This is a genomic window from Bradyrhizobium sp. BLXBL-01 (assembly GCF_051853025.1).
Taxonomy (GTDB): Bacteria; Pseudomonadota; Alphaproteobacteria; order Rhizobiales; family Xanthobacteraceae; genus Bradyrhizobium.
Genome location: NZ_CP182471.1, coordinates 4,119,455 through 4,133,700 on the forward strand (window position 1 = coordinate 4,119,455; position 14,246 = coordinate 4,133,700).

Annotated in this window: 11 protein-coding genes; 6 read left to right on the forward strand and 5 right to left on the reverse strand. The window is 67.7% G+C overall.

The genetic code is table 11. The features are described 5' to 3' along the window. The first annotated feature begins 25 nt into the window (after positions 1 to 25). From ACNJYA_RS19155 to ACNJYA_RS19170, 4 genes are all read left to right on the forward strand, one after another. Positions 26 to 796 carry a DUF502 domain-containing protein gene (locus ACNJYA_RS19155; protein WP_172783754.1) on the forward strand — a complete coding sequence of 257 codons (771 nt, stop codon included), beginning with the start codon at positions 26 to 28 and terminating at the stop codon, positions 794 to 796. A 103-nt stretch (positions 797 to 899) separates the two neighbouring features. Further along, positions 900 to 1,757: a DUF1932 domain-containing protein gene (locus ACNJYA_RS19160; RefSeq protein ID WP_439403379.1), complete on the forward strand. Its 858-nt coding sequence runs from the start codon at positions 900 to 902 to the stop codon at positions 1,755 to 1,757. 66 nt (positions 1,758 to 1,823) lie between these two features. Continuing rightward, positions 1,824 to 2,513 (forward strand): helix-turn-helix transcriptional regulator, encoded by a 690-nt coding sequence (locus ACNJYA_RS19165; protein WP_439367393.1) that lies wholly within the window; start codon positions 1,824 to 1,826, stop codon positions 2,511 to 2,513. Positions 2,514 to 2,608: 95 nt separating this feature from the next. After that, a complete protein-coding gene (locus ACNJYA_RS19170; protein ID WP_439367394.1) occupies positions 2,609 to 2,980 on the forward strand; it encodes a VOC family protein in 372 nt (123 codons plus the stop codon). A 70-nt stretch (positions 2,981 to 3,050) separates the two neighbouring features. Here ACNJYA_RS19170 and recG read toward each other — a convergent pair whose 3' ends face one another. The 3 genes from recG to ACNJYA_RS19185 form a co-directional block, all read right to left on the reverse strand. Next, positions 3,051 to 5,159, reverse strand: coding sequence for an ATP-dependent DNA helicase RecG (gene recG / locus ACNJYA_RS19175; protein ID WP_212257128.1), 2,109 nt, complete (start codon positions 5,157 to 5,159; stop codon positions 3,051 to 3,053). A 129-nt stretch (positions 5,160 to 5,288) separates the two neighbouring features. Further along, positions 5,289 to 5,912, reverse strand: a complete 624-nt coding sequence (prfH, locus tag ACNJYA_RS19180) for a peptide chain release factor H (RefSeq protein WP_439367395.1) — start codon at positions 5,910 to 5,912, stop codon at positions 5,289 to 5,291. Continuing rightward, a complete protein-coding gene (locus ACNJYA_RS19185) occupies positions 5,909 to 7,099 on the reverse strand; it encodes an RNA ligase RtcB family protein (protein ID WP_439367396.1) in 1,191 nt (396 codons plus the stop codon). Before ACNJYA_RS19185 ends, prfH begins: the two co-directional genes overlap by 4 nt. Positions 7,100 to 7,494: 395 nt before the next feature. Here ACNJYA_RS19185 and ACNJYA_RS19190 point away from each other — a divergent pair, with 395 nt between their 5' ends. Both ACNJYA_RS19190 and mfd read left to right on the forward strand, forming a co-directional pair. Further along, on the forward strand, positions 7,495 to 7,785 hold the full coding sequence (locus ACNJYA_RS19190; protein ID WP_212257125.1) for a succinate dehydrogenase assembly factor 2: 291 nt from the start codon (positions 7,495 to 7,497) through the stop codon (positions 7,783 to 7,785). After that, a complete protein-coding gene (mfd, locus tag ACNJYA_RS19195) occupies positions 7,782 to 11,300 on the forward strand; it encodes a transcription-repair coupling factor (RefSeq protein WP_439367397.1) in 3,519 nt (1,172 codons plus the stop codon). The genes ACNJYA_RS19190 and mfd overlap by 4 nt, the downstream gene beginning before the upstream one ends. Before the next feature lie 130 nt (positions 11,301 to 11,430). Here the strand turns inward: mfd and ACNJYA_RS19200 are convergent, their stop codons facing one another. Then, positions 11,431 to 12,654, reverse strand: coding sequence for a GGDEF domain-containing protein (locus tag ACNJYA_RS19200; RefSeq protein ID WP_439367398.1), 1,224 nt, complete (start codon positions 12,652 to 12,654; stop codon positions 11,431 to 11,433). Between the two features lie 86 nt (positions 12,655 to 12,740). Further along, positions 12,741 to 14,243 (reverse strand): class I adenylate-forming enzyme family protein, encoded by a 1,503-nt coding sequence (locus tag ACNJYA_RS19205; RefSeq protein WP_271506866.1) that lies wholly within the window; start codon positions 14,241 to 14,243, stop codon positions 12,741 to 12,743. Positions 14,244 to 14,246 lie beyond the last annotated feature (3 nt).

Consider the following 14,246-nt stretch of genomic DNA (forward strand, 5'->3'; position numbering starts at 1 on the left):
TGGTAGCGACCGACCTGGAACCCGAATGACCCCCCGCGACGACGCGCCTGCGCCTCTTGATCCCCTCCCGGAACCGCATACCGGCCTGATGGGCCGCTTCCGCAATTATTTCCTGACCGGCCTCGTGGTGACGGGGCCGATTGCGATCACCCTCTATCTGGTCTGGTGGTTCGTCACCTGGGTCGACGGCGTGGTGCGGCCGTTCGTGCCGCTGGCCTATCGCCCGGAAACCTATCTCCCTTACGTCGTTCCCGGCTGGGGACTGATTGTCGCATTCTTCACGCTGACGCTGGTCGGCTTCCTCGCGGCCAATCTGATCGGCCGCACGCTGGTCGATGTCGGCGAGACCTTTCTCGGCCGGATCCCGGCGGTGCGCGCGATCTATCGCGGCCTGAAGCAGGTGTTCGAGACGCTGTTCTCGGGCAAGGGCTCGAGCTTCCGGAAAGTCGGCCTTGTCGAGTTTCCTTCGCCGGGCATGTGGTCGATCGTGCTGATCTCGCAATCGCCGAACGAGGACATCTCGCGCAGCCTGCCGGGGCAGGAGGAGCATGTCTCGGTATTCCTGCCGTGCTCGCCGAACCCGACCACCGGCTTCTTCTTCTATGTCCCCAAGAGCAAGATCATCGAGGTCGATCTCACCGCCGAAGACGCCGCGACGCTGATCATGTCGGCCGGCGTGGTGCAGCCGGGCTCGGCGCCCGATCCGAAGAAGGCGGCCGCGCTTGCGGGCATGGCGAATGCCGCGCGGATCGCCAATGCCTCCACGCTCCGGCCCGAGCCTGCGAAGGCGGAGTAGGGCCATTCCGCCGCGGGATGGTCGCGTTCACGTCGGCGCATTCGTCCTCTGCTAGTCTCAGGTCGACCGGGCGTGCCGCTCGGCGTTCGAGCTGGAGTGCATGATGTCCAAAACCATTGCGATCCTCGCCCCCGGCGCCATGGGCAGCGCCGTGGCCCGCCGCCTCAGCGACAACGGTGCGCGCGTGCTGACGTCCTTGAAGGGGCGGAGCGAGGCGACGCTGAAACGCGCGGCGGATGCTGGCATGATCGGCGCCGAGGACGACGCGATCGCGGATGCCGACATCATCCTCTCGATCGTGCCGCCGGGCGAAGCCGTGGCGCTGGCCGAACGGCTGGCCGCGCTGATCGTCAGGCGCGAGAAGAAGCCGATCGTGGTCGATTGCAATGCCGTCAATGTCGATACCGTGCAAAGAATCGAGGAGATCATCGGCTCGGCGCAGGCGCCGTTCGTCGATGCCGGCATCATCGGGTTTCCGCCGCAGCGAGGGGGCAAGAGCCCGGCCTTCTACATGTCCGGCGAGCACGCCAAGGATATCGCCGTGCTTGGGGATCTCGGTCTCGACGTGCGGATCGTCGAAGGCCCGGTCGGTGCGGCGTCCGCGTTGAAAATGTCCTATGCCGGCATCGTCAAGGGTCTTGCCGGCATCGGCTCGGCGATGGTCATCGCGGCGACAAAAGCGGGTGCGGCTGATGCGCTGCGCGACGAGCTTGCGCTGAGCCAGCCGGCCATTTTGGCGCGGCTCGAAGTCGCGCTGCCCGACATGATCCCGAAGGCCTACCGCTGGGTTGCCGAGATGCGGGAGATTTCCGGATTCCTCGGGCCCGATCATCCGGCCAGCCAGGTCTACGAGGGCTTTGCGAGGTGGTTCGAGCACCTCGCGGAGGATGAGAAGGGGGAGGCGGCGGACGCCGCGTTGATGAAGGCCTTCGCGGCGAGCATCGCGCGGAAGAACACTTAGGGCGCGTACTCTCATGCTGCCATGTCCTGGCAGCACGACGTAGTATGCCTCGCCCGAGGCTCGCCGATGTCCCGCTCGCAACGACTGCTCGATCTGATTCAGGTGCTGCGCCGGCATCGACGGCCGGTCGCGGGCGCCGCGCTCGCCGACGAGGTCGGCGTGTCGCTCCGCACGCTCTACCGCGACATCGAGACCTTGAAGGCGCAAGGCGCGCACATCGACGGCGAGGCCGGGGTCGGCTACGTGCTGCGGCCCGGCTTCATGCTGCCGCCGCTGATGTTCAGCGAGGAGGAGATCGAGGCGCTGGTGCTCGGCTCACGATGGGTGGCGGAACGCGCCGATCAGCCACTCGGCGACGCCGCCCGCAACGCGCTCGCCAAGATCGGAGCGGTGCTTCCGGACGACTTGCGCGCTGGCCTCGATGCGTCGAGCTTGCTGATCGGCCCGGGTGAAGCGCTCGCGGCCGGTGATACCGAACTCGCATCGATCCGCGATGCGATCCGTGCCGAGCGCAAGATGCAGATCGCCTATGCCGACGGCAAGGGAAGTCCATCGCGGCGCACGATCTGGCCGTTCGCTCTGGCCTTTTTCGATCGCGTGCGCGTCGTCGTCGCCTGGTGCGAGCTTCGTGACGGCTACCGGCACTTCCGGACGGACCGCATCACGGCGCTGAAGTCGACGGCCAAACGCTATCCACGACGGCGCGCCGCGCTGTTGAAGGAATGGCGCGCTCTGGAGGGCGTGCCGGAGCAGTGATGGCCTCGACGCTGCTGACATAAACTGACAGCATGCCGAGCTATAGGTCTCTTCGTCGCGCTCCCGTCACCGAGCGCCGAACGAGGAGACCTCACATGCCAGACTTCAGCTTCCTGTTGCTCCATGTCGAAAGCCCGGCGGCAAGCGCCAGGTTCTATAACGAGCTGCTGAATATCCCCATCATCGAGCAGTCGCCGACATTCGCCATGCTGCCGTTGCGTGACGGCGTGATGCTCGGATTGTGGTCGCGCGCCACCGTCGTACCGAACACCGCGGGACAGCCCGGCAGCAGCGAGGTGGCGTTTACGGTCAGCGACGCGGCCGCCGTGGAGGAAACACACACGGCCTGGAAAAGGGGCGGACTTGCGATCGCCCAGGCGCCGACCCGGATGGACTTCGGCACGACCTTCGTCGCGCTCGATCCGGATGGTCACCGCTTGCGCGTATTCGCGCCGGAGGCCGCATGAGCCCGCGGAGCTGGATCGCCGTCGCCTCGGCCGGGCATGTGCGCGTCGGCCGGGCCCAAGGCTTCGTGGCCTAACCCGCCCCGATCAACGGGATCGCTTCGTCCCGTTCGTACAGATACAGCAGGCAGCGCAGCGCCTCGCCGCGCTCGCCTTTCAGCTTCGGATCCTCTTTGAGGATCCGAAGCGCCTCGTCTCTGGCTTGGGCGATCAGCTGGCCGTGCACCTCCGGGCGCGCGATGCGGTAGCCGGGCAGGCCGCTCTGGCGCACGCCCAGCACGTCGCCTTCGCCGCGCAGCTTCAAATCTTCCTCGGCGATGCGGAAGCCGTCGGTGGTCTCGCGGATCACTTTCAGGCGCGCCTTCGACATTTCGCCGAGCGGCTCGCCATAGAGCAGGATGCAAGTTGACGCCTCCGAGCCGCGTCCGATGCGGCCGCGGAGCTGGTGCAGCTGGGCAAGGCCGAAACGCTCGGCGTTCTCGATCACCATGATGGTCGCGGCCGGGACGTCGACGCCGACCTCGACCACGGTGGTCGCGACCAGGAGGCCGATCTCGTGCGCGGCGAACTGGCTCATGACGCGGTCCTTCTCCGTGCCCTTCATCTGGCCGTGGACGAGACCGACGCGGTCGCGGAAACGCTTTTGCAGGGTCTCGAACCGCTTGGTCGCGTTGGTGAGATGCTCGGTGCCCTCGGCCTCGGATTCCTCGACCAGCGGGCAGATCCAGTAGACCAGCTTGCCGGCTTCGAGCGCGCGGCCGACGCCTTCCATGACCTCGCTGATCCGGCTCATCGGCACGGCGCGGGTATCGATCGGCTGGCGGCCGGCCGGCTTTTCACGCAGCTCGGAAATGTCCATGTCGCCGAAATAGGTCAGCACCAGCGTGCGCGGGATCGGGGTTGCGCTCAGCACCAGCACGTCGACGGCCTCGCCCTTGGATGTCAGCGCAAGGCGCTCGCGCACGCCGAAACGGTGCTGTTCGTCGACGATGGCGAGCGCGAGATCCCTGAAGACGACATCGTCCTGGATCAGCGCATGGGTGCCGACGAGCAGGTCGATCTCGCCCGCGGCGAGCTCAGTGATGATCTCGCGCCGTTCCTTGCCCTTCTCGCGGCCGGTGAGAATGGCAACGCGCAATCCCGCGCGCTCCGCGAGTGGGGCGATGGTCTTGATGTGCTGGCGCGCCAGGATTTCGGTCGGGGCCATCAGCGCGGCCTGCTTGCCGACCTCGGCGACCGCGGCGGCAGCGAGCAGCGCCACCACGGTCTTGCCGGAGCCGACGTCACCCTGCAGCAGGCGCAGCATGCGCACCGGCTGCTTCAGGTCTTCGGCGATCGCCGCCGCAGCGCTGCGCTGGGAGGGTGTCAGCGCGTAAGGCAGGGCGTCGATGATCTTGTTGCGCAGATGCCCGTCGCCGGCATTGCGCACGCCGGCGGGGCGGCGCAGCTGCGCGCGGATCAGGGCAAGCGCGAGCTGGCCGGCCAAGAGCTCGTCGAAGGCGAGGCGCGACCAGAACGGCCGGTCGGGCAAGATGTCGGTCAGCTCGACCGGCTGGTGCACGCGATTGAGCGCTTCCGCGATCGGCGGGAAGTCGCAGCGGCGCAGCACCTCCGGGCTGATCCATTCCGGCAAAGCGGGAAGCTTTTGCAGCGCCTGCGCGATCGCGCGGCGGAGCGAGCCCAGCGCGAGCCCTTCCGTCAGCGGATAGACCGGGTCGATCCCCGACAGCTTCGAGATCGCCTCCTCGTCGAGCACGCGGTCGGGATGCACGATCTGCGGGATGCCGTCATACATCTGCAGCGTGCCGGAGACGTAGCGCTTCGCGCCCATCGGCAGCAGCTTCTCGACATAGCCCGGCTTGGCGCGGAAGAAGGTCAGCACCACGTCGCCGGTATCGTCGCTGGCATAGACCAGATACGGCGCGCGCGCGTTGCGCGGCGGTGGCGGGCGGTGGCGATCGACGGTGACCTCCAGCGTCACCATGGTTCCAACGGCCGCGTCTCGGATCTTCGGCCGGGCGCGGCGGTCGATGACCTGGCTCGGCAGATGCAAGAGCAGATCGACCAGCCGCGGCGTCTCGCTGCGGCTGAGCAGGTACTGCAACAGCTTGTCCTGCTTCGGACCGACGCCGGGCAGGCTGGTCACGGGAGCAAACAGCGGATTGAGCAGGCTGGGGCGCATTTGTGGAATCTAGAACCGTTCGCTGTCGTGATGGCCAGTTTTGTGCGGGACGTCCACGGCTTTATTCCGGCCTGGCCATGACGGGCCTGCCTGGACCGGCGGAATGCTGCCGGTCCAGGCGCGATCATGCTACGCGGCGCGAAACGCCGCGCCTTTGAACCGCTTGACCGGCCGGCCGCGCTCGAGCTGGTCGTGTGCCGCGTGCGCCTCGGTCCGGGCGGCGATCGCGGCCAGCTCGCCTTGCAGCCCGAGCAAGGCCGCCAACCGGTCCAGTGCCAGCGCCTTGTTCCGATGCTGCGAACGTTCTTCGCGCGCCACGACCGCAAGCCCGCTCGGAAGGTGGACGGCCCGCACGGCGCTTTCGGTCTTGTTCTGGTGCTGGCCGCCCGGGCCGCCGGCACGGAAAGCTTCAAAGCGAACGTCCCCGGCGCTGATCGCCTTCGGCGCGTCCGGCAGCGCAGGAAGCTCGACAATTCCGATGAACCAGTTCTTGCGCTTGTGATGCGGCCTCAGCGGGCTCTGCGCCGTCCATTGGATCGCGCCGATCCACGGCCGCGCAAAGGCAGCCGCGCCATCGCCATGGACGACAACGACCGCCGATGCCGGACCGTGCTTGTCGGGGCTGGGGCCTTCGAGATGGTCGGTATCGAAGCCGAGCGCGGTCGCTTCGGTGATGAGCGCTGCAACGGCGTTCGCGACCGCGATCCGGCATTCCGCCGGACCGCGTCCGCTGGTGAACAGGAGCCGGATCATCGGCGATCCTCCTTCCAGCTCCTGTCGCGCTTGCCGCTCGCCGCGGCGGTGGACTGGCCCTTCTTGAAGGTCAGCAGCGGCCGGAACGTGGCCACCACGCGCACGAGACCGAACTCCACGAGATCGGCGATGACGCGCTCGATGCTCTTGTAGGCGTCCGGCGCTTCCTCCGCGAGCAGGCCGCGATCGCCGCAGACGACGATGCCGCCGAACGGGTTGCGTTCCAACTTTGCGACGTCCGACTTCTTGACCCGGACGCGGCCATGCATGGACGCGCGGTCGTATTTGCGCCCCGCCCCGTGCGCGAGCGATGCAAGCGCCTCGGCCTGCATGTCCGCCAAAGGCTCGACCAGATACGACAGCGTTCCGCGCGACCCCGGCACCGGCACCAGTCCGCGATCGGCGGCCGCCGCTCCCTTGCGATGCAGCGCCAGAACGTCACCGGCGGCGTCATGCCGGCACTCGACCATGTTGTGCGCGAGGTCGCTCACCGGACGCAGACTGGCCCGCGCGGCAACTCCGGTCCGCTCTGCAATGATGCGGCGATTGAGCTTCGCCCATCGCACCGCGTGATCGTGGTCCGCCAGATAGGCATTTGCCGCGTCGCTGCCAATGGACAGCGACCCCTGTCCGCCCTGCAAGGCCCGCTCCAGGATCGAGAAACCGAGACCCCGCGAGCCCGAGTGAACCAGGACATAGGCCAGGTTCCGGTCGAGGCCGGCGCGTGCAGCGGCGTCCGGCGCCAGGATCTCATCGAGGGCCTGGAGCTCGCAGAAATGATTGCCGCCGCCGATGCTGCCGAGCGCGGCATCGAAGGCGGTGGCGCCGAGCTCAGCGTCGGCAAGCGCGGTCTCGACGCCGCCGTCCCAGGGCTGGTCGAGCGCGTGCATGCGCTCGGCAAGATGATCGAGCCGCAGTTTGCGCGCTGCGACGTCGAGCTCGAACAGGCCCATGCCGCAGCCGATGTCGGAGCCGACCAGTTGCGGGTGGATACGCTCGGACAGAATGGCGCAGCCGACGGGGCCATACTTGCCGGGATGCAGATCGGGCATGGCCGCGACCGCGCGGACTCCGGGCAGACCTGCGACCTGTTCCAGTTGCAGTGTGGCGTTGCCTTCGATCCACGATTTGGACGAGGCGAAGAGGTGGATCGGCGCGCGGCCGTCCACGTTGGGAAAAGTGCCCATTGAAAGCTTTCAGGAGATAGGGATCGTCGACACGCGCGAGACGCGCGTGGTTTCCCTAACGGCGCGGCCAACGCACGCGCAGTTTAGGCGATGCCCTCGACGGGGCGGCGAGACATGATCGTCATCGAGCCTTCTCCCAGAGATGATCGCGCCAGAAGGGCGCCGGATCGGGCGAGACACATAGCGGCGAAATTGCAAGGCCGCAAGTCACAGTTGCTGCGTGGCGGTGGCGCGGCCCTTCCGTTGCGAGTGGGTCCGGCGATCGGACCTGCAGGCCACACCCGGCATTTTTGCACGGATCCTCGCGGGGAAAACTGCTGACTTTCCAGGGGGCAGGGCCTATATCACCCCCGCCCGGCACGTCCGGGCTTTCTGCGTTTGACTGGATTTGAGACATGACGGGAACGACACGATCGAGCAGCGGGCTGGATGACCGCCGCAAGCGGCTTCTGTTCCGCTGCTGGCATCGCGGCACGCGCGAGATGGACCTGATCCTCGGCCGCTTCGCGGATGCCGAGATCGGCAATTTGTCCGACGCCGAGCTCGGCGAGCTCGAGCGCCTGCTCGAGGTCAACGATCCCGATCTCTACGCCGCCATCACCGGCGACAAGGTGCTGCCGGCCGACGTCACCGGCGCGCTGTTTGCCCGCATCAAGGGGTTTCCGATCGCGGACGGCAACGCATGAAGCAGGGGATGAAATCTCCGGCCGAGCTGCTCGCGCCCGGCCGCGCGCTGACGCTTGCCAATGTCGCGGAAGGTGCCGAAGGCCTCGTCGTCTCCGATCTCGCCCGTGCCATCGCGGCGCGGCCGAAGAAGCCGGCCGTCAGCCTTGCGGTCATCTGCCGCGACGGCGGGCGCATGCAGTCGCTCGAGCGGGCCCTGCGGTTCTTCGCGCCCGATCTGCCGGTGCTGACCTTCCCGGCCTGGGATTGCCAACCCTATGACCGTGTCTCGCCACATGGCGGCATTCTCGCGCAGCGCCTGACCACGCTGGCGCGGCTGGCCTCGCTCACCGGTAGCGACAAGCCGCTGATCGTGCTGACCACGGTGAACGCGGTGGTGCAGCGCGTGCCCGCGCGCGAGCTCGTCGCGGCGCAGGCGCTCTCGGTCGCGCCGGGCAACGTCGTGCCGATGGACACCGTCGTGGCCTGGCTCGAGCACAACGGCTACAACCGTTCCTCCACCGTGCGCGAGCCCGGCGAATACGCCGTGCGCGGCGGCATTCTGGACCTGTTTCCGGCCGGCCTCGAGCAGCCGGTGCGCTTCGACTTTTTCGGCGACAGCCTGGAATCGATCCGCTCTTTCGATGCTGAGACCCAGCGCACGCTGCTCGACATGCGCTCGCTCGACCTCGTGCCGGTCTCGGAGTTCCAGCTCGTCACCGACACCATCCGCAGATTCCGCATGGGCTATGTCGCCGAGTTCGGCGCGCCCGAGCGCGACGATGCGCTGTATGAAGCGGTCAGCGAGGGCCGTCGCCATCCCGGCATGGAGCACTGGCTGCCGCTGTTCCAGGACCGGATGGATACGCTGTTCGACTACCTGCAAGGCGCATCCGTCGCGATCGAGCCGCAGGCCGAGGACGCCGTGCGCGAGCGCTTCAAGCAGATCCTCGATTATTACGAGGCCAGGCGCGAGGCGATGGAGCATCCCGGCGGCGGCGCGATCTACAAGCCGCTGCCGCCTGACCGGCTGTATCTGACCGAGGAGGAATGGGGCAAGCGCCTCGGCGAGATCCCGCTGGCGCGGCTGACGCCGTTCTCGGTGCCGACCGACGGTACCGGAGTCGTCGATGCCGGCGCGCGCAAGGGCCGCGACTTTGCGCCGGAGCGCAACGACAGCAATGTCAACGTGTTCGAGTCCGTCGTCAGCCACGTCATGGCGCTGCAGGCGCAGCGCAAGAAGGTCGTGATCGCGCTGTGGACGGAGGGCTCGCGCGACCGCATGAATTCGATGCTGCGCGACCACAAGCTCGCCCATACCACCAGCGTCGACTCCTGGCGGACGGTGCAGGCGACGCCGCGCAACGAGACCATGCTCGCCGTGCTCGGCCTCGAAAGCGGCTTCGAGACCGACGAGATCGCCGTCATCAGCGAGCAGGATATTCTCGGCGACCGCCTGGTGCGGCCGCGCAAGGCCAGCCGCAAGCTCGACAATTTCATCTCGGAGGTGACGAGCCTCACCGCTGGCGACATCGTCGTCCACGTCGATCACGGCATCGGCCGGTTCATCGGCCTGCAGACGCTGGACGTTGCCGGCGCGCCGCATGACTGTCTCGAGCTGCACTATGCGGCCGAGACCAAGCTGTTCCTTCCGGTCGAGAACATCGAGCTGCTGTCGCGTTACGGCTCTGATCAAACCACGGTCGAGCTGGATAAGCTCGGTGGCTCGGGGTGGCAGACACGCAAGGCGAAGCTCAAGAACCGCATCCGCGAGATCGCGGGCGAGCTGATCAAGATCGCGGCCGAACGCATGCTGCACGAGGCGCCGAAGCTGCCGGTGCAGCAGGGCGTCTACGACGAGTTCTGCGCACGCTTCCCCTATGACGAGACCGAGGACCAGCTCGGCGCCATCGAGTCCACGCTGAAGGATCTCGAAAAGGGCCGCCCGATGGATCGCCTGATCTGCGGCGACGTTGGCTTCGGCAAGACCGAGGTAGCGCTACGCGCCGCCTTTGCCGTCGCGCTCGACGGCAAGCAGGTCGCGGTCGTGGTGCCGACCACGCTCTTGGCGCGCCAGCATTACCGGACCTTCACCGAGCGCTTCAAAGGCTTCCCTGTCAACGTCGCGCAAGCCTCGCGCCTGATCCCGACCAAGCAGCTCAACGAGGTCAAGAAGGGTATCGCCGACGGCTCGGTCGACATCGTCGTCGGCACCCATGCGCTGCTCGGCAAGACGATCAAGTTCCGCGACCTTGGCCTGCTCATCGTCGACGAAGAGCAGCATTTCGGCGTCAGCCACAAGGAGCGGTTGAAGGCGCTCCGTGCCGAGGTGCATGTGCTGACGCTGTCGGCAACCCCGATCCCGCGCACGCTGCAATTGGCACTGACCGGCGTCCGCGAGCTCTCGATCATTGCCTCGCCCCCGGTGGATCGCCTGGCGGTGCGCACCTTCGTCGCCCCGCACGATCCCTTGATGATCCGCGAGGCGCTCTTGCGCGAGCGTTATCGCGGCGGCCAAGCGTTCTACGTGGTGCCGCGCATCGACGATCTCGCCGAGGTCAAGGACTTCCTCGACAAGAACGTGCCCGAGATGAAGGTTGCGGTCGCGCACGGGCAGATGCCCCCTGCGGTGATCGAGGACATCATGACCGCGTTCTACGACGGCAAGTTCGACATTCTCTTGTCGACCACGATCGTCGAGTCCGGCCTCGACATCCCCAACGCCAACACGCTGATCGTGCATCGCGCCGACATGTTCGGCCTTGCCCAGCTCTACCAGCTGCGTGGCCGCGTCGGCCGCTCCAAGCTGCGGGCCTACGCGCTGTTCACGCTGCCGGCGCAGCAGAAGATCACGGCGCAGGCCGAGCGCCGGCTCACCGTGCTGCAATCGCTGGAGACGCTGGGCGCCGGCTTCCAGCTCGCCTCGCACGACCTCGACATTCGCGGCGCCGGCAATCTCTTGGGCGAGGAGCAGTCCGGCCACATCAAGGAGGTCGGCTTCGAGCTCTATCAATCGATGCTGGAGGAGGCGATCGTCAATCTCAAGGCCGGCGTCTCCGAGCCCGCCGCGGACCGCTGGTCGCCGTCGATCACCATCGGCATGCCCGTGCTCATCCCGGAGGACTATGTCAGCGACCTCTCGGTGCGGTTGTCGCTGTACCGGCGCCTCGCCGATCTCGACACCGAGGAGGAGATCGAGAATTTCGGCGCCGAGATGCGCGACCGCTTCGGTGTGCTGCCGGACGAAGTCCGCTACCTGTTCAAGGTCGCCGCGATCAAGGCGTTCTGCCGCCGGGCCAATGTCGAGAAGATCGACGCCGGCCCGAAGGGCGCCGTCATCGTCTTCCGCGACAATTCCTTCGCCCATCCCGATCGCCTCGTCACCTTCATCCGCAGCCACGGCCAGGCCGCCAAAGTGCGGCCCGACATGAAGGTGGTGTTCCTGCAGGACTGGGAAACGCCGGAAGAGCGCCTCGCCGGCACGACCGAGATCATGCGGCAGCTGGCGCAGCTCGCCGAGAGCAAGAAGGCGGCGTAGGCCCGGCTCTCACCACGTCATTGCGAGGAGCCCTTGCGACGAAGCAATCCAGAGTCTCTCCGCGGAGAGAGTCTGGATTGCTTCGCTGCGCTCGCAATGACGGTGGTTGTTGCTGGCAGCTCGCGAAAAACTACGACGCCGCCCGTGACGCGTCCGCCGACAGCCGCGCCAGCAAGGACCTTGCCGTATCCGACGGCGACAGCGAGTCCACGCTGACCACGGGATCGCTGCGCATCTCGTGCTTGCCGTTCGAGGTGTGCCGCATCACCGCCGACAAGCGGCGGGCGATCAGATGCGCGGTGCGGAAGTCGGTCTCGGCGAACACCACGATCACCGAGCCGTCCTTCTGCGCCGCGCCAAAATCCATCTGCCGCATCAGGCGGCTCAAAATGCGCGCGGCGTCGAGCTGGGCGCGGGAATTGTTGGGGTCGAAGGCGAAGCGGGCGACGGAGAGGCCGCCGCCGCGGGCGAGCGTCTGCTCCACTGCCTTGGCGAAATCACGGGCGAAGGCTTCCACCGTGAGCAGGCCGCTGCGCGGATCGAGCCAGCCGCCGGCATCGATCGAGCGCAAGGTGCGGCTCAGCTGCGCTTCCATGGCGTGCTGGTGGATCAGGGGCAGCGCGTTAGCCGCGATCCTCGCCGGCTCGCCCGCGATCAGCTCGAGATTGGGCAGGTCGTAGCTTTGGGTGAGCTGGTGGGCGGTGACGACCACAGGCAGGTTGCGAAATCGAGCGTCCTCCGTAAGCACCGTGAGGAAGGCATCGGTCACGCGCGCGGTAAAACCTTCGGCGAGCACGACGCCGTCGAGGTCGCGGGTGTTGAGGTGTTTTGCGGCGGCCTCGATCGAGAGCGCCCCGACCACGCCGATGCGTTCGCCGAGCGCGACGGAGAGCGCGGGATAGGCCGCGCCGCGGCCGATCAGGAGCACGGTGGCGTCGCGTGCGGGATCGCCTTGCGGCAGCGCGAACTTCACTTCGGGCAGCCGGCGCAGAACCGTTGCGTGCAATGTACGCACGCGCAGCGCAGCCCGGAGCCGCGCGATCAGCCGGTCAGGATTGCCGCCGCGCGAGGAGAAGGGCAGGGCGTTGAGCGGCAGCGTGCCCGCCGCATCCAGGGCCACGAAGGGCAGGTAAGGCGATTGATCGGCGATCTTCTTAGCAAGCCGCGTTACATGCGGCTCGTGTCCGGCATGGACCGCAGCGAGAACCGCGGCCGGCTGCACCTCGTCGACCGCGCGCGATGCGCTGGTCCAGTCGGTGTCGACGACGGGAAAGAGCCGGGCCTCGTCCAGCGCCGCCACGAAGGCGGGACGTTCGGCATCGGACACAAACAGGATCGGGCCCGCCTGGGACATCGAGTCACTCAAGATCACGCAACAGATGCCGCGCAATCTAGTTTGGCCGCCTTAATGCTGCGTCAACGCAAGCGCTGAAACCGCGCCTAGGCCGCCCCGGAGCGGTCCCGAAAAGCCTCGACCATCAGGGGGTTAAGCCCGAGCTCGCTGAGCGCCTCGCGGGCGCGGGCATTGTCCTGGGCGCGCCCGGCGAGCCGGTGGCCCGAGAGCCGGTCGGGCAGCGCCGTGAGCAGGGCACCCTGGCCGAGCCGGCGCGCCCATTCCTGCAGGTCGTTGGACAGGAAGCGATAGCCGCCGACGGCCATGATGCCGGAGGGCGGCGCGGTGATGCAGATCGCGCCGCTCGGGCGGTCGAGCCGCGCGGCATAGCCGGTGTCGACATAGTCGCGCGGCGGCTGCGCCGTCAGCGTCTCGCCGACCGGCTGCGGCGGGGCGTAGGCTGCGATCGGCACCATCGCGCCGCGCAGGCCGAGCGTGCCCTTCGGCGTCAGCAGGATCTCGCCGGCGATGGAGGAGCCGGACTGCTCGCGCGGGGCGCCGTGCGGCCCCGGCATCACCGGCACCGGCATGCCGTCCTCGCCGCGGCGGGCGCCGAACAAACCGGCCTCGCCGAACAGATAGACGTCGGTCAGCGGCGCGTGCGGCGCGATCCAGGCATCGCTCGCCGCCACCTGCTCGGGCGCGCGCCACAGGCCGATGACGTTGCGCAAAGTGGGCATCCGCGCCGCGAGGTCGGCATCGCCGAGCCGCAGCGCGAGCTGCGCCGGCGCGATCAGCACCTCGCATTCGTGCTCGTTGATCTGCTGCTCCAGCACATCGTTCTCGAACGGATGATGCAGCGCCAGGGTGCCGCCCGAGAGCAGCCACACCGCGAGCGAGGAGGCGAGCCCTGCGAACGACATCGGCGTGAACGCCGCCATCACCGTCGCGCCCTGCTTGATGTCGGCTTCGAGCGACATCGCAAGGCCGCCCGCGATCAGGCTGAAATGCGGGCGCGGCACCGGCCGGAAGCCCTCAGCCGTGACATCGAAGGAGATCATGGCCGCCTTGCGGCCGTCCTGGATCACGGCGCGCGTGGTGCCGGGCGGGCGGGCCAGGACGTCGTCGAGCGAAGCCATGCCTTCGGGCAGGTCGCTTCCGAAGCCGTAGACGTGCCGGATCGAGAACGCCTCGGCCGCGGCGTGCATGGCGAGATCGGCATAGCTGACGCCATCGACCGTGCTCATGGTGACGATGGCCCGCGCGGCGGTGCGGTTGAGCGCGGCGGTCAGTTCCGCATGGCGCCACAGCAGCGGCAGCACCGCGACGACGAGGCCGGCGCGATGGGCGGCGAGCACGGTCAGCACGAACTCGACCGTGTTGGGCAACTGGATCGCGATGACGGAATTGGCGGGCAGGCCCGATTCGACGAAATGCGCCGACAGCGCCTCGATGGCGGTATCGGCCTCGGCATAGGTCATCCGCCGCGGCTGGTGCCCGGTGATGCGCGCCTTGTTGAGCGGATCGAGCAGGGCGGTCGCCCGCGGCTGCCGCGTCAGCGTGCGCTGAAACAATGTGTCGAGCGTCGGCGATACGGCTGGCTGGTTCACGGC

What these genes read in the sequence shown, in the direction of transcription:
- ACNJYA_RS19155 (WP_172783754.1), top strand. Translation starts at nt 26, where the DNA reads ATGACCCCCCGCGACGACGCGCCTGCGCCTCTTGATCCCCTCCCGGAA.
- ACNJYA_RS19160 (WP_439403379.1), top strand. Translation starts at nt 900, where the DNA reads ATGTCCAAAACCATTGCGATCCTCGCCCCCGGCGCCATGGGCAGCGCC.
- ACNJYA_RS19165 (WP_439367393.1), top strand. Translation starts at nt 1,824, where the DNA reads ATGTCCCGCTCGCAACGACTGCTCGATCTGATTCAGGTGCTGCGCCGG.
- ACNJYA_RS19170 (WP_439367394.1), top strand. Translation starts at nt 2,609, where the DNA reads ATGCCAGACTTCAGCTTCCTGTTGCTCCATGTCGAAAGCCCGGCGGCA.
- recG (WP_212257128.1), bottom strand. Translation starts at nt 5,159, where the DNA reads ATGCGCCCCAGCCTGCTCAATCCGCTGTTTGCTCCCGTGACCAGCCTG.
- prfH (WP_439367395.1), bottom strand. Translation starts at nt 5,912, where the DNA reads ATGATCCGGCTCCTGTTCACCAGCGGACGCGGTCCGGCGGAATGCCGG.
- ACNJYA_RS19185 (WP_439367396.1), bottom strand. Translation starts at nt 7,099, where the DNA reads ATGGGCACTTTTCCCAACGTGGACGGCCGCGCGCCGATCCACCTCTTC.
- ACNJYA_RS19190 (WP_212257125.1), top strand. Translation starts at nt 7,495, where the DNA reads ATGACGGGAACGACACGATCGAGCAGCGGGCTGGATGACCGCCGCAAG.
- mfd (WP_439367397.1), top strand. Translation starts at nt 7,782, where the DNA reads ATGAAGCAGGGGATGAAATCTCCGGCCGAGCTGCTCGCGCCCGGCCGC.
- ACNJYA_RS19200 (WP_439367398.1), bottom strand. Translation starts at nt 12,654, where the DNA reads ATGTCCCAGGCGGGCCCGATCCTGTTTGTGTCCGATGCCGAACGTCCC.